The 20,226-nt window shown below is 52.2% G+C and carries 19 protein-coding genes; 7 read left to right on the forward strand and 12 right to left on the reverse strand.

The window, feature by feature from the left end; translation table 11 throughout:
- Positions 1-315: 315 nt before the first annotated feature.
- A complete protein-coding gene (gene gmhB / locus EDC52_RS16945; RefSeq protein WP_131867038.1) occupies positions 316-879 on the reverse strand; it encodes a D-glycero-beta-D-manno-heptose 1,7-bisphosphate 7-phosphatase in 564 nt (187 codons plus the stop codon).
- A 193-nt stretch (positions 880-1,072) separates the two neighbouring features.
- Here gmhB and metN point away from each other — a divergent pair, with 193 nt between their 5' ends.
- From metN to proS, 6 genes are all read left to right on the forward strand, one after another.
- Positions 1,073-2,104 (forward strand): methionine ABC transporter ATP-binding protein MetN, encoded by a 1,032-nt coding sequence (gene metN, locus EDC52_RS16950; protein ID WP_131867040.1) that lies wholly within the window; start codon positions 1,073-1,075, stop codon positions 2,102-2,104.
- On the forward strand, positions 2,097-2,750 hold the full coding sequence (locus EDC52_RS16955) for a methionine ABC transporter permease MetI (protein ID WP_131867042.1): 654 nt from the start codon (positions 2,097-2,099) through the stop codon (positions 2,748-2,750). The genes metN and EDC52_RS16955 overlap by 8 nt, the downstream gene beginning before the upstream one ends.
- Before the next feature lie 68 nt (positions 2,751-2,818).
- Positions 2,819-3,634: a MetQ/NlpA family lipoprotein gene (locus EDC52_RS16960; protein WP_131867246.1), complete on the forward strand. Its 816-nt coding sequence runs from the start codon at positions 2,819-2,821 to the stop codon at positions 3,632-3,634.
- Between the two features lie 121 nt (positions 3,635-3,755).
- Positions 3,756-4,172, forward strand: coding sequence for an Rcs stress response system protein RcsF (gene rcsF / locus EDC52_RS16965; protein ID WP_131867044.1), 417 nt, complete (start codon positions 3,756-3,758; stop codon positions 4,170-4,172).
- On the forward strand, positions 4,169-4,918 hold the full coding sequence (gene tsaA, locus EDC52_RS16970) for a tRNA (N6-threonylcarbamoyladenosine(37)-N6)-methyltransferase TrmO (RefSeq protein WP_131867046.1): 750 nt from the start codon (positions 4,169-4,171) through the stop codon (positions 4,916-4,918). The genes rcsF and tsaA overlap by 4 nt, the downstream gene beginning before the upstream one ends.
- A 155-nt stretch (positions 4,919-5,073) precedes the next feature.
- Positions 5,074-6,807, forward strand: coding sequence for a proline--tRNA ligase (gene proS, locus EDC52_RS16975; RefSeq protein ID WP_131867048.1), 1,734 nt, complete (start codon positions 5,074-5,076; stop codon positions 6,805-6,807).
- Positions 6,808-6,872: 65 nt separating this feature from the next.
- Here the strand turns inward: proS and EDC52_RS16980 are convergent, their stop codons facing one another.
- Positions 6,873-7,292, reverse strand: a complete 420-nt coding sequence (locus EDC52_RS16980) for a copper resistance protein NlpE N-terminal domain-containing protein (protein ID WP_131867050.1) — start codon at positions 7,290-7,292, stop codon at positions 6,873-6,875.
- Positions 7,293-7,379: 87 nt separating this feature from the next.
- A complete protein-coding gene (locus tag EDC52_RS16985; RefSeq protein ID WP_131867052.1) occupies positions 7,380-7,931 on the reverse strand; it encodes a YaeQ family protein in 552 nt (183 codons plus the stop codon).
- A 240-nt stretch (positions 7,932-8,171) separates the two neighbouring features.
- Between EDC52_RS16985 and rof the strand changes: the two genes are divergently transcribed.
- Entirely contained in the window at positions 8,172-8,432 is a 261-nt protein-coding gene (gene rof, locus EDC52_RS16990; RefSeq protein WP_131867053.1) for a Rho-binding antiterminator, read from the forward strand.
- A gap of 47 nt (positions 8,433-8,479) precedes the next feature.
- On the opposite strand, the gene tilS is transcribed toward rof, so the two are convergent.
- The 9 genes from tilS to fabZ form a co-directional block, all read right to left on the reverse strand.
- Positions 8,480-9,823 (reverse strand): tRNA lysidine(34) synthetase TilS, encoded by a 1,344-nt coding sequence (gene tilS, locus EDC52_RS16995; RefSeq protein ID WP_131867055.1) that lies wholly within the window; start codon positions 9,821-9,823, stop codon positions 8,480-8,482.
- Positions 9,813-10,202 carry a VOC family protein gene (locus EDC52_RS17000; RefSeq protein WP_131867057.1) on the reverse strand — a complete coding sequence of 130 codons (390 nt, stop codon included), beginning with the start codon at positions 10,200-10,202 and terminating at the stop codon, positions 9,813-9,815. The genes tilS and EDC52_RS17000 overlap by 11 nt, the downstream gene beginning before the upstream one ends.
- A gap of 29 nt (positions 10,203-10,231) precedes the next feature.
- Positions 10,232-12,385, reverse strand: coding sequence for a lysine decarboxylase LdcC (locus tag EDC52_RS17005; RefSeq protein ID WP_131867059.1), 2,154 nt, complete (start codon positions 12,383-12,385; stop codon positions 10,232-10,234).
- A gap of 157 nt (positions 12,386-12,542) precedes the next feature.
- Positions 12,543-13,502, reverse strand: a complete 960-nt coding sequence (gene accA, locus EDC52_RS17010) for an acetyl-CoA carboxylase carboxyl transferase subunit alpha (protein ID WP_131867061.1) — start codon at positions 13,500-13,502, stop codon at positions 12,543-12,545.
- 12 nt (positions 13,503-13,514) lie between these two features.
- Positions 13,515-16,997: a DNA polymerase III subunit alpha gene (dnaE, locus tag EDC52_RS17015; RefSeq protein WP_131867063.1), complete on the reverse strand. Its 3,483-nt coding sequence runs from the start codon at positions 16,995-16,997 to the stop codon at positions 13,515-13,517.
- Positions 16,998-17,059: 62 nt separating this feature from the next.
- Positions 17,060-17,656: a ribonuclease HII gene (gene rnhB / locus EDC52_RS17020; protein ID WP_131867065.1), complete on the reverse strand. Its 597-nt coding sequence runs from the start codon at positions 17,654-17,656 to the stop codon at positions 17,060-17,062.
- Between the two features lie 25 nt (positions 17,657-17,681).
- Positions 17,682-18,833 (reverse strand): lipid-A-disaccharide synthase, encoded by a 1,152-nt coding sequence (lpxB, locus tag EDC52_RS17025; protein WP_131867066.1) that lies wholly within the window; start codon positions 18,831-18,833, stop codon positions 17,682-17,684.
- Positions 18,833-19,621 (reverse strand): acyl-ACP--UDP-N-acetylglucosamine O-acyltransferase, encoded by a 789-nt coding sequence (lpxA, locus tag EDC52_RS17030; RefSeq protein ID WP_131867068.1) that lies wholly within the window; start codon positions 19,619-19,621, stop codon positions 18,833-18,835. The genes lpxB and lpxA overlap by 1 nt, the downstream gene beginning before the upstream one ends.
- Positions 19,622-19,625: 4 nt before the next feature.
- On the reverse strand, positions 19,626-20,081 hold the full coding sequence (gene fabZ / locus EDC52_RS17035; RefSeq protein WP_131867070.1) for a 3-hydroxyacyl-ACP dehydratase FabZ: 456 nt from the start codon (positions 20,079-20,081) through the stop codon (positions 19,626-19,628).
- Between the last annotated feature and the right edge of the window lie 145 nt (positions 20,082-20,226).

A 20,226-nucleotide genomic window follows, 5' to 3' on the forward strand; every position in this document is an offset into this window, starting at 1 on the left:
TTACTGTTTGTTCACTCTTCAAGACTTGATATTTTTTACATCTGATATCGTCTTGTGAGTGCCCACACAGATTGTCTGATAAATTGTTAAAGAGCATTGCGCGACTGCATTCAGTCTTGCGCGAGGTGGCGTATGTTACGCTATCCTCATTCAGTGTCAAGCCCCGTTTCGCTTGTTTCTGCTATCCCCCGCCCACTTTGTGATGTTAGTCACTAGTGCCGGTTGATGGAGGCGCATTATAGGGCCACCACTTCAAATGGCAAGGGAATATCGTAACTATTTCACTGACTGTTTAATTATTAGCCATAATTAGTATTATTGCTGCTTTTTTATTGCATCCGGCAATGACCCAAGGCTATCGATAACCCAATCGGCCAATGATTCACCCTCAGCTGTAACGGGTTTACCACTGCGCACCAAGACTTTTTTCCCCACGCCAGCGGCGGCGGCGGCCATCATATCTTCAGATTTGTCCCCAACCATATATGAGGAAGCCATATCAATGTGCAGGAATTCCTGCGCTTCCAGCAGCATACCCGGTTTGGGTTTGCGACAATCGCACTCCTGACTGAATTCCGCTATGCTGCCCTGAGGATAATGAGGACAAAAATAGATACCATCCAGTTCAACATCCCTATCGGCCAATGACCAATCCATCCACTCGGTAAGTTGCATAAACTGGTCTTCGGTAAACTTGCCGCGGGCAATGCCAGACTGGTTAGTGACGACGACCAGTGCAAAGCCCATCCTCTTGAGCTCCTGCATTGCCTCAATGGCACCCTCTATAAATTGAAAATTGTCGATCTCATGGACGTAGCCATGATCAACATTGATCGTACCATCACGATCCAAAAATACTGCCGGAACTAGCTGTGACACAGAAAGGCTCCTGAGGGAGAGAATATACTGCATTATCGCATGATTTAAGCCGCCATGAGAAACGGATAAAATGACCGGAAGCTGATTGACTTAGACGTCTAGACACCTTAACATCCACACCAACTCGATGCCCCAGTGGATCGGTACGGCTACAAAAAATCTCGCCACAGGCAACTATTATTAAAATAAATGTATGATCACACTTTCTAATATTACTAAGCACTTTTACCAGGAAGAGCAGGTTATTGCTGCGCTGTCGGACGTGAGCCTCCATATCCCTCCGGGGCAAATCTATGGGGTGATAGGTGCGTCTGGTGCAGGCAAAAGCACGCTTATACGCTGTGTTAATCTGCTTGAACGCCCCACATCAGGTCAGGTGCTGGTTGATGGCCATGATTTAACTACCATGACCGAAAAACAGCTGATTATCGCCCGCCGCCAGATTGGCATGATTTTTCAGCATTTTAATCTGCTTTCTTCCCGTACAGTGTCCGGCAACGTGGCGTTACCTCTCGAACTGGACAATCTGCCGAAAGCAGCCATCAATGAGCGTGTCGGGGAACTATTATCCCTGGTCGGCCTGTCCGATAAAGCGGATGCATGGCCTGCTAACCTTTCCGGTGGACAAAAGCAGCGGGTGGCTATAGCGCGAGCCCTGGCCAGCAATCCAAAAGTGCTGTTGTGCGATGAAGCGACCAGCGCGTTGGACCCGGCAACTACCCGATCTATTCTGGCTTTGCTGAAAGATATAAATCGCCGTTTAGGTCTGACTATCCTGCTGATAACCCATGAAATGGAAGTGGTGAAACGCATATGTGACCAGGTGGCTGTCATCAGTGAGGGAAAACTGATTGAACAAGATACGGTCGGGGAGATGTTCTCTCATCCCAAAACCCCACTGGCACAGCAGTTTATCCGCTCGACTCTGCACCTAGATATTCCAGAGGATTATCTGCAGCGATTGACGACGGAGCGAGCCAAAGACACTATTCCGCTGCTGCAGCTTGAATTTACCGGCCAATCGGTCGATGCGCCCCTGCTTTCTGAAATCGCGCGGCGTTACAATGTTAACAGCAACATTATCAGCGCTCAGATGGATTATGCCGGAGGGGTGAAATTTGGCGTGATGCTGGCTGAGATGGATGGCGAAGAAAATGATTCTCGTGAAGCGATAGCCTTCTTGATGCGCCATAATGTAAAAGTAGAGGTACTGGGTTATGTCTGAGGCAATGATTATGTTGCTGGCCAAAGGCGTCTGGGAAACCCTGATGATGACGTTTGTATCGGGCTTTCTAGGTTTTGTTATCGGTTTGCCGGTTGGGGTACTGCTTTATATCAGCCGGCCGGGACAAATAACCGAAAACCGCGCTTTGTACCGGGCAACGTCTGCCATAGTGAATATCTTCCGATCCATCCCTTTTATTATATTGCTGGTCTGGATGATTCCATTTACCCGCATGATTGTCGGCACTTCGATTGGACTGCAGGCAGCTATAGTGCCATTGACCATTGGAGCGGCACCTTTTATTGCGCGTATGGTGGAAAACACCCTTCTTGAAATTCCATCCGGACTGGTTGAAGCCGCCAGGGCGATGGGCGCGACGCCGATGCAAATCATTCGCAAGGTTTTATTGCCTGAGGCGTTGCCGGGGCTTATCAATGCCGCAACCATTACCTTGATCACGCTGGTCGGCTATTCAGCGATGGGTGGTGCAGTCGGTGCCGGTGGGCTAGGCCAGATAGGCATCCAATACGGTTATATCGGATACAACGCAACAGTGATGAATACGGTATTAGTTTTATTGATAATTTTAGTGTATTTAATTCAGCTCTGTGGTGATAAGTGGGTAAGAAGCGTTACCCATAAATAGCACGTTGCATGATGATGCCCGGTATGGGATTTTCATCAACATTACCTATTAAATCGAGGAAAAGGGATATGTCTTTTAAAGTTAACACTCTGGCGATGGTCGGCGCGTTGGTTGGCGCCCTGGCTCTGGCAGGTTGCGGTCAAGACGAAAAAGATCCGAATCATATTAAAGTAGGTGTTATTGTCGGCGCAGAACAACAGGTTGCCGAGGTCGCTCAGAAAGTCGCTAAGGACAAATACGGACTTAATGTCGAGCTGGTGACCTTTAATGACTATGTACTGCCAAACGAAGCGCTGAGCAAAGGCGATATCGACGCCAATGCTTTCCAGCATAAACCTTATCTGGATCAGCAAATCAAAGATCGCGGTTACAAGCTGACGGCAGTAGCGAATACCTTTGTCTATCCAATCGCCGGCTATTCAAAACAGATTAAAAGCCTTGATGAGCTTAAAGATGGCTCACAAGTTGCCTTGCCGAATGATCCTACCAACCTTGGCCGCTCTTTGCTGCTGCTGCAGAAGGTCGGCGTCCTGACGTTGAAAGATAACGTTGGCTTGCTGCCTACCGTCCTGGACGTCACCGGCAATCCAAAAAATCTGAAACTGGTGGAACTGGAAGCACCGCAATTACCGCGCTCACTTGACGATCAGCAGATTGCTCTAGCCATCATCAACACCACCTACGCCAGCCAGATTGGTCTGACTCCAGCAAAAGATGGTCTGTTTGTAGAAGACAAACAATCTCCATACGTCAACCTGATCGTAACTCGCGAAGATAACAAAGATGCCGAGAACGTGAAAAAATTCGTGCAGGCTTATCAATCAGATGAAGTCAACGATGCGGCGAACAAGGTATTTAACGGCGGTGCGGTGAAAGGCTGGTAAATTTTAATTATCCTTGCGGTATAATAATTTTCACCTAGACGGGCTATTTGCCCGTCTTGTTATTTGTACAATACATTGATTCAATACCCACCTGACAAATGAGAAAATTCGAGGAAATTTTATGCGTGCGTTGCCTGTTTTTATACTGGTTTTGTCGCTGACAGGATGTTCATGGTTACACACACCTACCGAGACCAGAACCACGTCTGCCGCGCCCGCCTCCGGTAATCCTTTTAAAAATGCGCCCGCGACACACAAATCCAGACCATCGGCTTCTCCCGCCAAGCTCTATAAAAATGCAGAAGAGCTGGTTGGCAAGCCATTTCGCGATTTAGGCGAAGTTTACGGATCAACTTGCCAGGTCAACCTTCAGGACGCGCCTCCCAGCATCAGCTCAGCACGCCGGAACATGCAGCTGCGGGCAGCCGGTATGAAGGGTAATGCTGTTCTGTTGCATCAATGCGAGATGGTCCGCGCCGTGGCCGGCTGTTATCAGCAGGCTGTGTGCCAGGGTACCGCCCTCAGCGTTAGCCAATGAGCGTATTCGAATTCAAACAGATAGGTGTCATTCGATCACCCTACAAGGAAAAGTTTGCCGTTCCTCGCCAGCCAGGCCTGGTGCCGGAAGGCACCGGTGAACTTCACCTGCTTCCCCCCTTTAATCAGATTGATGCAGTGCGCGGTCTCGACGGTTTCAGCCATATCTGGGTTGTTTTCGTCTTCCATCGCACCATGGACGCCGGGTGGCATCCCACCGTACGTCCCCCCCGCCTGGGCGGCAACAGCAGGATCGGCGTCTTTGCCACCCGATCGACTTTTCGACCCAATCCGGTTGGCATGTCGCTCATTGCTCTGAACGGTATTCGACAGGAAAGTGAATCCCTGGTGCTTGAACTCGGCAGCATGGATCTGGTCGATGGCACGCCGGTCATTGATATTAAGCCTTATCTGCCCTATGCCGAGAGCGTGCCGGATGCCCAAGCCGGCTTCGCCCAGTTGGCGCCTGAAGCCGCCATGCCGGTTGTCTTCAGTCCTCTAGCCGAACGGCAATTATCAACGCTTGCCTCGGACTATCCTCGACTGCGGCGTTTTATTGAGCATTTACTGGCGCAGGATCCCCGGCCCGCTTACCGCAGGCAACAGCAGGGCGAGCGGGTTTATGCCGTTCGGTTGCTGGAGTTTAATCTTCGCTGGCATATTATCGATGATCAGGCAGAAGTGCTGTCTGTAGATCCCACTGGCCATGAACAAAGCGCAGCTGACAAGACCAACCTTATCCGGTAGAGGTCATCGCCCTGAAAGTTTGTCGATGTTTTTATCAAAAATACGCTATCTCTCTTTTGGACACCTGCCTGCACTGGTAAACTAAGCCACTTTTGTTTTTTTGCTGCCGCCGCGCAGCCTATGGCATTAAGCCGTTCTTGTGGAACCTAACTAACATGCGTACAAGCCAATATCTGCTTTCCACTCTTAAGGAGACTCCTGCCGATGCTGAGGTTATCAGCCATCAGCTGATGCTGCGCGCCGGGATGATCCGTAAACTGGCCTCCGGGCTTTATACCTGGCTGCCTACCGGCCTGCGCGTTTTGCGTAAAGTTGAAAATATCGTCCGTGAAGAGATGAATAATGCCGGCGCCATCGAAGTTTCAATGCCGGTAGTACAACCGGCCGACCTGTGGGAAGAAAGCGGACGCTGGGAACAGTATGGTCCCGAGCTGCTGCGGCTGGTCGACAGGGGCGCGCGCCCATTTGTGCTCGGTCCGACCCATGAGGAAGTCATCACTGATTTGGTGCGCAATGAGATCACCTCTTATAAGCAACTGCCGCTGAATTTCTTCCAAATCCAGACCAAATTCCGCGATGAAGTTCGCCCGCGCTTCGGCGTTATGCGTTCTCGTGAATTCATCATGAAAGATGCTTATTCATTCCATACCAGTCAGGATTCACTGCAGGCGACTTACGACGCGATGTATCAGGCCTATAGCACCATATTCACCCGTATGGGGCTGAACTTCCGTGCGGTGCAGGCAGATACGGGCTCCATTGGCGGCAATGCGTCCCATGAATTCCAAGTTCTGGCCAGCAGTGGTGAAGACGATATCGTTTTTTCTGATCAATCTGACTACGCTGCCAACATTGAACTGGCTGAAGCCCTGCCGCCTGCCTCGCCGTTGACGGCGCCTGCCGAAGAGCTTCGTCTGATTGATACTCCCGACGCGCGCACCATCGCCGAGCTGGTTGAACAGTTTGGCCTGCCGATTGAAAAAACGGTTAAAACCCTGGTGGTACATGCCGCCGCCGAGAGCGGCCACAAACTGGTCGCATTGCTGGTCCGTGGCGATCACCAGCTTAATGAAATCAAGGCAGAGAAACTGCCTCAAGTAGCAAGCCCGCTGACCTTTGCCAGTGAAGAGGACATCCGTGCCCATATCGGTGCCGGCCCTGGCTCACTCGGTCCGATCAATTTGCCGGTACCGGTAGTTATTGATCGCAGCGTGGCGGCTATCAGCGATTTTGGCGCCGGTGCCAATACCGATGGCAAACACTGGTTTGGTGTTAACTGGGGCCGGGATTTGCCGCTGCCTCACGTGGCCGATTTACGTAATGTTGTAGAAGGTGATATCAGCCCGGACGGAAAAGGCATTCTGCAGATCAAACGGGGCATTGAAGTTGGTCATATTTTCCAGTTAGGAACTAAATACTCCGAAGCAATGAAAGCCACAGTGCAGGGTGAAGACGGCCGCAACCAGACTCTGACCATGGGCTGCTACGGTATTGGTGTGACGCGCGTGGTGGCTGCCGCCATTGAGCAGAATCACGATGAGCGCGGTATTCTGTGGCCTGAGGCGATAGCCCCATTCCATGTGGCGATTCTGCCAATGAACATGCATAAATCTTTCCGCGTCAAAGACACTGCTGAAGAATTGTATTCATCGCTGCGCGCCAAAGGGCTGGAAATTTTATTGGATGATCGCAAAGAACGTCCGGGCGTAATGTTTGCCGATATGGAACTGATTGGGATCCCGCATACCCTGATCATTGGCGATCGCAACCTTGATACAGAAGAAGTGGAATACAAAAATCGCCGCACCGGCGAAAAGCGAATGCTTAAACTCAGCGAAATCGTTGAGTTCCTGGTGGGTGAAATGCGCAAGGCGGGTGTGCCCGTCTGACGTGATTAAGCCTGAAACGCCCATCCGGTGCAGACCGGATGGGTTTTTTTAGCGCTAAAAAAACCTCAGGTGGCGTTATAAACCGGCGACAACTGATAGCGATACCCTGAAACAATGGGCGCACCGCCCTTATCGACCATTTGCAGGCCGTTATTCAGTGTACGAAATATCAGTTTGCGCCCGGTGCCTTCCTCAGTAAGGGTCAACTTGTCAGCCGTTCTGGCCCAGGAACCCGATAACCGGGATTCATGTTGATCACCTGACGCGCTGTTTACCTGATGTTGGTTAAGCATAAAACTGCCGTCCGATGCCAGATAAAGCGACGCATTACTATTACCGCACGATGGACAATAATAGACGCCATTGTAAGACTGATGCATCGGCTTTAGCGACTGCGCCAGCCGGTCCGACTTGGTCACCGGAGTATGACAGCCAATTAAAATGGCGCTGAAGATAATCACCACGAAAACGATGATATTTTTCACCCTGGTCCCCTGTTCTATGTTTTGGTTAGCGAGGCAGTAAAAATTATCGAAAATATTATTTTATTTACATCAATAATTCATGAAAATTCATTTATTTATGCTGAGCCATTCTTCAAGCGAAATTTCAAGATTATTCTGGTCATCCGAGAGCCAGAGAATCCGTTCCTGCAACGTTGCCTGCAGCGACATATTTCGCTGAGCCAGTGAAGCCAGGCTTGCCATGATATCGTCCGCAACGAACCAGATACTCAAATTACGATGTGAAGATAATAATGGCCCGGTTTGCTGCCACCAGACTCGCGCCGCCCGTTCGTTATAGGCATAAAGCACCACGTGACGTGCCTGATGGCAGGCCTTGCGCAACCGCTTTTCATCAGGCAGGCCAAGTTCAATCCACAGTTCCGGCTCGCCATGATCATTGCGCAACCACAATGCAGGTTCATCCTCGCCACTGCTGAGGCCACGGCTAAATTCAAGCCTCTCGTCAGCATGATATATCCATGCAAGTAAACGAAGCATCATCCGTTGTGAAGTTTCTGATGGATGCTGGGCAAGCACCAAATTGACATCAGAAAAATAATGCCGATCCATATCGGCAATGTTTACCGTCGCTTTATGAACAATTGCCTTTAAGGCCATAGGAGACTCCGCTTTTTAACCAGGCAGGCAGTGTAACCGACCTGTCGGTACAACGGTATAAAAGCGCGGTAAAACACCCCATGGATGCAACCATTTTTTCCTGAGTCATCTGTGCTCTGTGCTATAGTCGTGTAAGGGAATACTGTAGAACGATGTTGGCGAGAGGATCGGGCGACGGCCGTAACTCTTCCCCTCAGGGAAAAGGCGGTATTTACCGCCGTAACATGTAGGTGAGCACTTATGACAATGAATGAAGAATATCAACCCATTAATTGCGATGATTACGATAATCTTGAGCTCGCCTGTCAGCGGAATTGGGTACTGAATCTAACGCTTCGCAGTGGAGAGACAGTGACCGGCATTGCTCGCGAAATGCTGTCGAAAAAGCGTGTCGAGTATCTGATTATCGACGTTGCAGGCACCAGCCAGGATGTACGACTGGACTATATCGCCAGTTTCACCCACCCGGAACTGGGCACGGTGGTCGTCAGCGCAGAATAGCGCCGGCTACCGTTAGCCTGCGGCAGGCAGCTCCTCACTGTCTGCCGCTACCACTGACTATCCTGCTGTTGCCACACTACGCCGCATCCCTTCCTTCCTTGTCTCCCTTCTCCGTCACGCGTAACAAAAACACCCAGAACCGCGATAAGTTGCTGATTATAAAACAGCATTGGCGTACGTTCCCGCAGCCAGGGAGCGATGCCCCGCTCTTGCCAGATTTTTTTGATCGGCCGACGATGGTGACGACCGACGATATACAGCGGGCCACTGTGGTCAAAACGGATACTGACCGTCTCGGTATGAGCTGGTGCGCGAACCCACTGACCGGTATCTGGCCCTGAAACGCTGATAATGCCAAGATCTTGAGGCAGTTTTAAGGGTTGCGGCCATTCAGACCACGGCAGCACCTGATGTTTAAGTGATGGCCACAGCTGCAGCAGATAAAGGCTGTCGCGAAAGCGCCGCACCTGATGATGTCCTAACTGCAGGCGTGGGCTGGCATCGGCCCTACTCAGCGCAACCTCATTCCACAGACGTTCTAGCTGAGTGCGTGAGGGCATGCGGACGCCGGCAGACGATAGCCATCGCCGCAGCAACGCTGCTCGGCGAGGAGCGTTCATGGTGAGCATCGGCGCAATAGAAACTGAGCCATCCTGCTGGATAAGGCTGCTCAGCGTCTCGCTGAGTAATTCATCCAGCAGCGCTTCCTGTTCGGCGCACAGCTGTGCACTGCGTGATACCGACTGGTTAAATTGCGGCCAGCGCTGCTGCAACAAGGGCATGACCTGCAGACGCAGAAAATTACGGTCAAAGCGATCATCTGCATTACTGTCATCCTCAATCCAGCTTAGCTGATAATGACGAGCATAGGCCTCCAGCTGCTCACGGCTGATGTCGAGCAACGGGCGCAGTAATGCATGCTGACGCAGCATGGCCGTGGCAGGCATGGATGACAGCCCTGCCGGCCCGCTGCCTCGTTTAAGGGCCAACAGCAGCGTTTCAGCCTGATCGTCCTGGTGCTGAGCGGTAAGCAATACTTCACCCGGCATCAGAGACTCTCCCAGAGCCGCATAGCGTGCGGAACGGGCCGCGGCTTCCACTCCGCCCTGTTGCCGATTCACTTCCACCCTCAAGGCGGTAAAAGGAATCTGGCGCAGCAAGCACTGATGGCGACAATGCACCAGCCAGTCATCAGCCAACTGACTGAGGCCATGATGAATATGGACCGCCCGTAGGCCTGTCGCCTGGGGCGATGACTGCTGACTTCGATACAGCATATCCAGCAGGACGGTGGAATCCAGTCCGCCGCTATAGGCGACCACCAGTTGCCGTTTGCCGCGGATAAGCCGGTCAACGTGGCGTACCAACGGATGCAGCGCTTCAGGCTTCATACAGTTCCAGCGGCAAATCATCAGGATCGGCAAAAAAGGTAAATGGTTTACCGGTTAATGGATCAATTCGCACTGGTTCGCAAACGACGCCCTTAGAGACCAGCGCCTCAACGGCGTGGTCAACATTGTCCACGCTGAAGGCCAGGTGCCGCAGGCCTGCAGCTTCAGGACGGCTGACCCTGCGTGGCACCCGAGGAAAGGAAAATAGCTCAATCAAATAGTCACCGTTCAGCGCCAGATCCCCTTTCCACGAGTCACGTTCAGCCCGGTAATGTTCCTCCAGCAGGCTGAACCCCAGAATGTCGCAATAAAAACGCTTACTCCGTTGGTAGTCAGCGGCAATGATCGCAATATGATGAACTTTATTGAGCTTCAGCATGATAAATCCCTGATAAATTGAGCACTGGTTTATCTATTTTCTGTCTGACCGTCACGCAACACCCTGACCAGATAGCGGCCATCCTCGGTGAGCTCCGCACCATGAATATCCGTTTCAAATCCCGGGTAATGAACGCCAATCGAACACAGCATCAGCAGAAAATCCAGCACTGCCCGGCTTTGGGCGGTAATCATCTCTCCCGGCATCACGACAGGCACCCCTGGCGGATAAGGCAGCAGCATATTGGCCGAAATCCTGCCTATCATATCGGGCAACTCGACGGTTTCGACATTGCCGCGCACCTGCTGCTGAAAGGCCTCATGAGGCGTCATTTTCATCTCAGGCAGTATATCAAAAGCCCGCAGCATCAGTTCAGGCAGGTGATGGCGTTTAATAAGGCGATGGATGCCCTGAGCCAGATCCTGAATACGCATCGTGCGATAAAAGTCCGGTGCCTCGGCATAAAGGGAGGGCAGCATGTTGCTGATACGCAGATTAAGATCATAACTGCGCTTGAACTCGGTCAGCCCGCGGAGCAGGCTCATGGCCTTGGTTTTATCGATGCCGATGCTGAAGAGGAACAACAGATTATAAGGACCGGTTTTTTCAACCACGACGCCGCGCTCATCAAGGAACTTGGCCACCAGCGCCGCCGGGATGCCTTCTTCTTGCATCACCCCCGCTTCATCCATGCCGGGCGTCAGGATGGTCACTTTCACCGGATCCAGGTACATATGATCCTCATCCGCATCGCGAAAGCCGTGCCAGGGAGCGCCTGGTTCAATCGGCCAGCATACGGCTTCCTCGATGATGTCAGGCTGCCAGATATCGAAAAACCAGCCTTCAGACTCTTGCCGTAATCGCTGAACCTCGCGGCGAAAGTGCAGCGCCCGCTCAATCGAACGGGTGATGAGGCGTCTTCCGCTCTTGCCACGCACCATGGCGGCGGCGGTCTCAATCGAGGCGACGATAGCATAATTGGGCGACGTCGTGGTGTGCATCATGTAGGCTTCATTAAAGGTGCGCTCATCATAGTCGCCTTTAATATGAATCAACGATGCCTGCGAAAAGGCCGCCAGCAGCTTATGGGTTGACTGAGTCTCAAATATCACTTTACCCGGTAGCCGTTCTCCACTCATGCCGCTTTTGCCCTGATAGATAGGATGAAAGTTGGTATAGGGCACCCAGGCTGAATCAAAGTGGATAGACGGCACATCAAGCGTTTCTTTTATATAACGGGTATTATAAAGCAGGCCATCATAGGTTGAATTGGTAATCACCGCATGCGTCGGCCAACTGGCACCCGGCGTGGCAGCAACCCTGGCGGCGATATTTTCCCGGGTAAATTGTCGTTTGGGGATCCCGCCCAGAATACCATAAGGATTGCGGATCGGCCGAAGATAAATAGGCACAATATTGCTCATCATCAGCAAATGCGTCAGTGATTTATGGCAATTACGGTCGATAAGTACCGTGCTGCCTGCCGCTGAGGCATACATCCCGACAATTTTATTGGATGTGGAGGTGCCGTTGGTCACCATATAGCTTTGTTCAGCACCGAAGGTGCGTGCTATATATTCTTCGGCTTCAAGATGGGGGCCGGAATGGTCCAGCAATGATCCCAGTTCGGTCACTGAGATAGAAACATCTGCCTTTAGCGTATTGGCACCGAAGAAATCATAAAATAGACTGCCGACCGGGCTTTTCTGATAGGCAGTGCCCGCCATATGTCCAGGAGTACAAAAAGTATATTTGCCTTCTTTGACATAGTTGAACAGCGCTTTGGTTAATGGCGGAGTGATGGTATCTATATATTCAGCGGTATATTGTACAATCCGATTACTGATATCTGCAGCTGCGGCCAGACCATATTCAAAAAAGTACAGTACCATGCGCATATCGTTCAGGCTGACATCCAGCGACGACTGGCTGCTGATAAAAGCATATAGCGGCAGATATTCATTGATTTCATTTACCTCGATGCAGAGATCAAGACTGTCCTGATCCCAGTCGAAGATGACGCCGGCTATTCGCGGATTCTGTTCGAGTAATTTCAGCAAGTCATCGCTGCTGGTAGGATATACTAATTGAAAACCCTGGCCCTTAAGAGCCTCATCCAGCTCTCTAATAGGCTCTTGCTTATAAAAAACACTTTCCGGGCGTAATATCGCAATAATATTCATGCAGCATATCCTTTAGATCCAGCTGATCTCCGCTTAAAATGTTAATAAGCATAGATGACGATTCGTCATTCCCTCAAATAAACAAACACCCCGACAGCCGGAAGCTGACGGGGTGTTTGCAAAAGTACGGAGATTGACCGGTCACCGGCAGTAAGTATCAGCAGTAACCGTAGTTCATCAGACGTTGATAACGCCGGTTCAGCAACTCTTCTTCACTCAGCCGGTCCAATTCATCCAGATCAGACAGCAGTTGCAGCTTCAGAGAAGCAGCAATAACATCTACATTGCGATGGGCGCCGCCCAAGGGTTCGGGAATAATGCTGTCAATCAGCTCTAACTCCTTCAGTCGGGGCGCGATAATACCCATTGCTTCGGCAGCGATAGGGGCTTTGTCTGCACTCTTCCAAAGGATTGACGCACAACCTTCTGGGGAGATAACTGAATAAGTACTGTACTGCAACATGTTAACCTTGTCACCGACACCTATGGCCAGCGCGCCGCCAGATCCGCCTTCACCGATAACGGTGCAGATAACCGGTACCCGAAGCCCTGACATTTCACGCAGGTTGTGGGCAATGGCTTCAGACTGACCACGCTCTTCGGCACCCACGCCAGGATAAGCCCCGGGGGTATCAATAAAGGTAATCAACGGCAGGTTGAACCGGTCAGCCATCTCCATCAGGCGTAACGCTTTACGGTAGCCCTCAGGGGCCGGCATACCAAAGTTGCGGCGAATCTTCTCTTTGGTTTCACGGCCCTTCTGGTGGCCGATGACCATTACCGGTCTGCCATCAAGACGAGCAATACCGCCTACGATAGCTTTATCATCAGCATAGGCACGATCGCCTGCCAGCTCATCAAAATCGGTAAACACCAGCTTGAGATAGTCGAGGGTGTAAGGCCGACGCGGATGGCGGGCAAGCTGGGCAATCTGCCAAGCGCCTAAATCGGAAAAAATCTTGCGGGTCAGCTCAACGCTTTTATCACGCAAGCGTTGCACTTCTTCATCCAGATTAATATCTAATTTTTCGTCTTGACGGCTGACTGCTGTCAGCGAGTCAATTTTCGCTTCAAGTTCTGCAATCGGCTGTTCAAAATCAAGAAAATTCAGACTCATAGTATTCCTATATTAGTCAAATTCCAGTTCCACCTGTTCGTTTCCCACAAGCGTTCGCAAATCATTCAATAAACGGTCGGTCGGCGTAACCCGCCAGGCGGCGCCAAAACGTAACCTGGCACGCGCATCCTCCCGCTGATAGTACAAATGCACTGGAATCGTCCCCGAACGATGAGGTTCCAACGATAAGCGGAGACGGTTTAAAAGCTGGTCATCAATTTGCCTGTCAGTCAGCGAGATAGCAAGCCCGCGAGCATATTTTTCGCGTGCTTCGGATATATCCATCAGTTCGCGGGCGGTCATCTTGAGTCCACCGTTGAAATCATCATAGCTGACCTGTCCTGTGGCTATCAGGATACGGTCTTTTTCCAGCAAGTGCTGGTATTTTTCCAGTGCGTCCGTGAACAACATCACATCCAATCGCCCAGACCGGTCATCCAGCGTACAAACGCCAATGCGGTTGCCGCGTTTGGTGACCATTATCCGGGCGGAAAGCACCAGGCCCACCGCAGTGACCATTTTGCCACGGTCGGTCGGATGCATATCTTTCAGGCGCACGCCATCGGCATAACGCTCGATTTCACGCAGGTACTGGGTGATAGGATGGCCGGTGAGGTAGAGACCCAGCGTTTCCCGCTCTCCTTCCAGCACCACCTGTTCGGGCCAGGGCGGCACAGTACTGTAAGATGCTTCTACCGCCTCGGGTGCCTCGGCAAGCACACCGAACATGTCCCCTTGGCCGATAGCTTCTGCCTTGGCGTGCTGGTCCGCCGCCTTCAGCGCATCGCCCAGAGAATTCATCAGCGCGGCGCGATGAGGCCCCAACCGGTCAAAGGCGCCGGACATTATCAGCTTTTCCAGCATCCGCCGGTTTAGCTTCTTGATATCGGTACGGGCACACAAATCGAACAGTTCCTTGAAGTGTCCGTCCTGATTACGGGCTTCTATAATCGCCTCGATCGGGCCTTCACCTACGCCCTTGATCGCGCCGATGCCATAGACGATTTCACCGGCGTCGTTAACATGGAAATGATATTGCCCGCTGTTGATATCCGGCGGTAATACCTTTAATCCCATACGCCAGCATTCATCTACCAGGCCGACCACTTTCTCGGTATTATCCATATCGGCCGTCATCACCGCGGCCATGAATTCGGCCGGATAATGTGCTTTTAACCACAGCGTTTGGTATGACACCAGGGCATAGGCGGCCGAGTGGGATTTGTTAAATCCATAACCGGCGAATTTCTCCACCAGGTCGAAGATTTTCATCGCCAGTTCACCGTCGACGCCGATACTGGCTGCCCCATCCTTGAAAACCGAACGCTGCTTGGCCATTTCCTCCGGTTTTTTCTTACCCATCGCCCTGCGCAGCATATCAGCGCCGCCCAGCGTATAGCCGGCCAGGACTTGGGCTATCTGCATAACCTGTTCCTGATACAGGATAATACCGTAGGTAGGCTCCAGCACCGGTTTCAGCGATTCATGCTGCCATTCGATATCCGGATAGGATATGGCCTCGCGCCCGTGCTTACGGTCGATGAAGTTATCCACCATTCCCGACTGCAGCGGCCCCGGCCGGAACAGTGCCACCAGGGCTATCATGTCTTCGAAGCTGTCCGGCTGCAGGCGCTTGATTAGATCCTTCATACCACGGGATTCAAGCTGGAACACGGCAGTGGTCTCAGAACGCTGCAGCATATCGAAACTCTTTTTATCTTCAAGCGGTATCGCCGCAATGTCGATAGGTTCGAGCCCCTGGGCTGTCCTGCGGGCGTTGATCATTTCCAGCGCCCAGTTGATGATGGTCAGCGTGCGTAGTCCCAGGAAGTCAAACTTCACCAGGCCGGCATATTCCACATCGTTTTTATCAAACTGAGTGACCGGATGATTGCCTTCAGCGTCGCAGTATAACGGCGCAAAATCGGTAATTTTGGTCGGGGCGATAACAACACCGCCTGCATGCTTGCCGGCGTTCCTGGTCACCCCTTCCAGTTGGCGCGCCATGTCTATTAGCGCCTTGACCTCTTCATCCGCATCATAGATGGCCTGGAGCTGAGGTTCAGCGACAAAAGCTTTCTCAAGAGTCATGCCGGGATCCGGAGGGACCAGTTTGGAAATGCGATCGACAAAACCATAGGGATGACCAAGCACCCGGCCTACGTCGCGAATAACCGCTTTGGCCGCCATGGTGCCGAAGGTGATAATTTGGGATACGGCATCCCGGCCATAGGTTTCAGCCACATGGTCAATCACCAGATCGCGTTTTTCCATACAGAAGTCGACGTCGAAGTCAGGCATCGACACCCGTTCAGGGTTAAGAAAACGTTCAAACAGCAGATCAAACTCGAGCGGATCCAGATCGGTTATTTTGAGTGCATACGCCACCAGAGAGCCGGCACCGGAACCTCGCCCCGGCCCCACCGGCACGCCATTATCCTTGGACCACTGGATAAATTCCATAACGATCAGGAAGTAGCCTGGGAAGCCCATCTGATTGATAACCTGGAGTTCAATCTCCAGGCGTTCATCATAGGGCGGCCGCTTGGCAATACGCTCCTGCTCATCTGGGAACAGAAACGCCAAACGATCTTCCAGCCCCTTTTGCGAGGCCGCCACCAGGAAATCCTCGGTAGACATCTCACCGGTCGGGAACTGCGGCAGGAAGTATTCGCCCAGGCGGATATAAACGTTGCAGCGTTTAGCGATCTCGACACTGTTGATTAACGCTTCAGGCACATCCGCAAACAGCTCGCACATCTCTTCTTCGCTACGCATGTACTGTTGCATGCTGTAATTGAGCGGGCGCTTGGGATCGTCCAGTGTAAATCCGTCATGAATAGCGACACGGATTTCGTGCGCGTCAAAATCATCTTCACTGACGAAACGCACGTCATTGGTGGCCACCACTGGAACGCCATGTTCCGAGGCGAGCGCCACAGCGGCGTGCAGGTAGTTTTCCTCATCGGCGCGGCCGGTGCGTGTCAGCTCCAGGTAGAAGCGCTGAGGAAAATGCTGCTGATAAAATGCCAGGCACTGAGCAACCTGGGCCTGATTGCCGCGCAGCAGGAACTTGCCGATATCGCCCTTGCGCCCGCCAGAAAGCAGGATAAGGCCTTCGTTGTGCTTAATCAGCCAATCGCGGTCGATAATAGGGCCGCTTGCCCCATAACCTCGCTGGTAAGCTTCGGAGATGAGCAGGGTCAGGTGCTGGTAACCGGTATTGTCAGCGGCCAGAATGGTCAATTCGGCCAGTTCATCCCCCAGAATATCGCTCTGTACCAGGAAATCGGCGCCAATGATCGGTTTGACGCCTGCACCATGGGCGCTGCCATAGAACTTCACTAATCCGCAGAGATTGGTGAAATCGGTTATCGCCAATGCCGGCATATTCAGTGCGGCTGCTTTTTTAACCAATGGACCAATTTTGGCAAGCCCATCGATCATGGAGTAATCGCTATGGACGCGAAGATGAATAAAACGTGGTTCGGCCATTATCCTGTTACCAGAAGTGAGTTATCGCCGGCAAACGTCAGTCAGCACGCGATCTTGGGGGATTAAAGCAATCCCAGCACCCGTTTAACCGGTGCGAAACTGCGGCGATGATGCACGGTCGCACCGTGCAGCGCCAGCTTTTCCAAATGATACACCGTCGGGTAGCCTTTGTGCTGTGCGAAACCGTATTCCGGAAATGCCTGATGCAGTTCGGCCATCTCTCGATCCCGGGAGACTTTCGCCAGGATGGAGGCAGCGCTTATTTCCGCAACCCGACTATCGCCTTTTACAATCGCCATGGCGGGCATCGGCAGGATCGGGCAACGATTACCGTCAATCAGCACATAATCCGGCGTCACGTTGAGCGCCGACACGGCTCGCTGCATCGCCAGCAGCGTAGCATGAAATATGTTCAGCCGATCTATTTCTGCAGCTTCCGCTCTGCCCAGGCTCCACGCCAGGGCCTTATCGGTAATTTCATCGTAAAGGGATAATCGGCGTTTTTCACTCAATTTTTTGGAGTCCGCCAAACCGATAATCGGCCGTTTCGGATCGAGGATGACCGCAGCGGTCACTACCGCTCCCACCAGAGGCCCTCGTCCTACTTCATCAACACCGGCAATACTGGTCGCCGGCGGATAAACAAACAACTCCGTCATCACTGTTCAGCACCCTGTGGGATGGTTAATGCTTGATTAATTTCATTACCGCCTGGGCAGCTTGTTGGTCGGCATTACAGCGGATTTGCTGGTGAAGCTCGCGGAATGTCTGTTTCAAGGCCGCGCTGCGAGAAGGGTCATTCAGCAAAGGCGTCAGTGCCGCTGCAAGGGCAGCAGGCTGGCATTCATCTTGTAGCAGCTCTTTAACCAGCTCTTTACCCGCGAGCAGATTAGGCAATGACACCCAGGGCGTTTTGACCAAGCGTTTGGCCAGCCAGAAGGTGGAAGGCTTCATACGATAACCCACCACCATCGGGCATTTAGCGAGCATACATTCCAGAGAAGCCGTGCCGGAAGCCAGCAAAGCCGCATCGCTGGCAATCATGGCTTCACGAGCCATGCCATTGAGCAAGTGTACCGGCAGGTCAGGCGCAACCTGCGCTTTGATGCGCTCAAACTGTTCCCGGCGGCCGGCATTTACCAATGGCACCACGATTTCAAGCTCAGGCAGCGTCTGTCTGAGCAGCGCTGCCGTATGCAGAAAATCAGCGCTGAGCAATTCCACTTCGGCGCGTCTGCTGCCCGGCAGCAAGGCCAGGCACCGGGCATCTTCGGCAAGGCCGAGTTCGCGCCTTGCCGCCGCCTGATCAGGAGTAAGCGGCATCGCATCAGCCAGCGTATGGCCGATAAATTGGCAGGGAATATTGAACCGGTCGTAAAATGCTTTCTCGAATGGCAGAAAAGCCAGAACGTTGTCGGTTGCTTTACCTATCTTGAACACCCGCTTCTGCCGCCAGGCCCAGACCGAGGGGCTGACATAATGAATGGTGCGAATGCCCTGCTTTTTCAGCCGGCCTTCGAGAGTGATATTGAAATCAGGTGCATCAATGCCGACAAAAACGTCTGGTCGAAGCTCGGTGAAGCGGCGAGTAAGCTTACGGCGAATACTGAGCAGTCGCGGCAGGCGCTCAACCACTTCCACAATGCCCATGACCGCGAGTTCTTCCATTTCAAACCAGGCTTCACACCCTTCAGCCTGCATACGCGGGCCAGCAACGCCGACGAAGCGGACATCCGGCAGGTGCTCTCTCAGCGCGCGCATCAGGCCGGCACCAAGAATATCGCCGGAGGTCTCGCCGGCAACCAAGCCGATGACTAAAGGGCGTAAAGTCATAATCAGCGGATAATGCCCCGTTGTGAACGGGCGAGGAATGCCACGAATGCACCTACTGCGGGATGGGTTGCCGCCATGGCATCAAGTTCGGGTTTCACCTCTTCGAGTTTTTTACCGCTGCGGTAAATCAACTTGTAGGCCGCCCGAATCGCATGCAGAGATTCTTTGTCAAAACCCCGCCGCTTCAGCCCTTCGATATTAACGCCGAACGGTTTGGCATGGTTGCCCTGCGCCATCACATAGGGAGGAACATCCTGAACGACTCCGGAACAGCCGCCGATCATCACATGGGCGCCGACCACACAAAATTGATGCACGGCGGTCATACCGCCGATGATGGCATGGTCACCTATTGAAACGTGGCCACCGAGCGTTGCGTTGTTGGCCAAGATACAGTGATCGCCAACCACACAATCATGGGCAATATGTGCGTTGACCATCAGGAGATTATCGCTGCCGAGCATGGTGACCTCTCCGCCCTGAGCAGTGCCCCGATGTATGGTCACACTTTCGCGAATACGATTGCGATGGCCAATTTCTACCCGGGTTGGTTCATCGGCATACTTCAGATCCTGATTCACTTCGCCAATGGTAACGAATTGATAGATCGTATTATTTTCACCAATCTTGGTGATGCCGTTGACTACCACATGAGACTTCAGCACTGTACCCGCGCCGATTTCTACTTCGGGACCGACCAGGCAGTAGGGTCCGATATGTACACCGGCATGCAGGATAGCACCGTCTTCAACAATGGCACTGGGATGTATAAAAGCGGATTGATCAATCACGTCTTCAGGCCTCCCGGCGACGGGCGCACATCATAGACGCTTCGCAAGCAATTTCACCATCGACTTTGGCGACACCCTTGAAGCGCGCGACGCCACGGCGCTCTTTGATAAATTCAACTTCGAGAATCATTTGATCGCCAGGCTGAACCGGGCGTTTGAAACGGGCTTCGTCTACCGCTGCAAAGTAATAAAGCTCACCCGGCTCGAGTTTGCCATTGCTTTTGAATGCCAAGATGCCGGTGGCCTGAGCCATAGCCTCAAGGATCAATACACCCGGGAAAATCGGCTTGCCCGGGAAGTGTCCTTGAAAAAAGGGTTCGTTGAACGAAACATTTTTCACCGCACGAAGAAATTTGCCTTTTTCGAAATCCAGCACGCGATCAACCAGCAAAAAAGGGAAGCGGTGAGGCAACAGCTCTAAAATCTCATCTATGTGCAGAGTATGAGTGTCAGTAGTCAAAATACTCTTCCTGTCTTAAAAAATTTGATATCAATAACACGGCCGGCAAAGCGCCTTATCATGGGGCAAACAGGCCGCAAATTAAAATGCACGTTACAGGTGAGAGTCACCTGAGCGTGCATTATCATCCAACTTGAGCAAAACT

It is taken from the genome of Biostraticola tofi (assembly GCF_004343195.1).
Classification (GTDB): domain Bacteria; phylum Pseudomonadota; class Gammaproteobacteria; order Enterobacterales; family Enterobacteriaceae; genus Biostraticola; species Biostraticola tofi.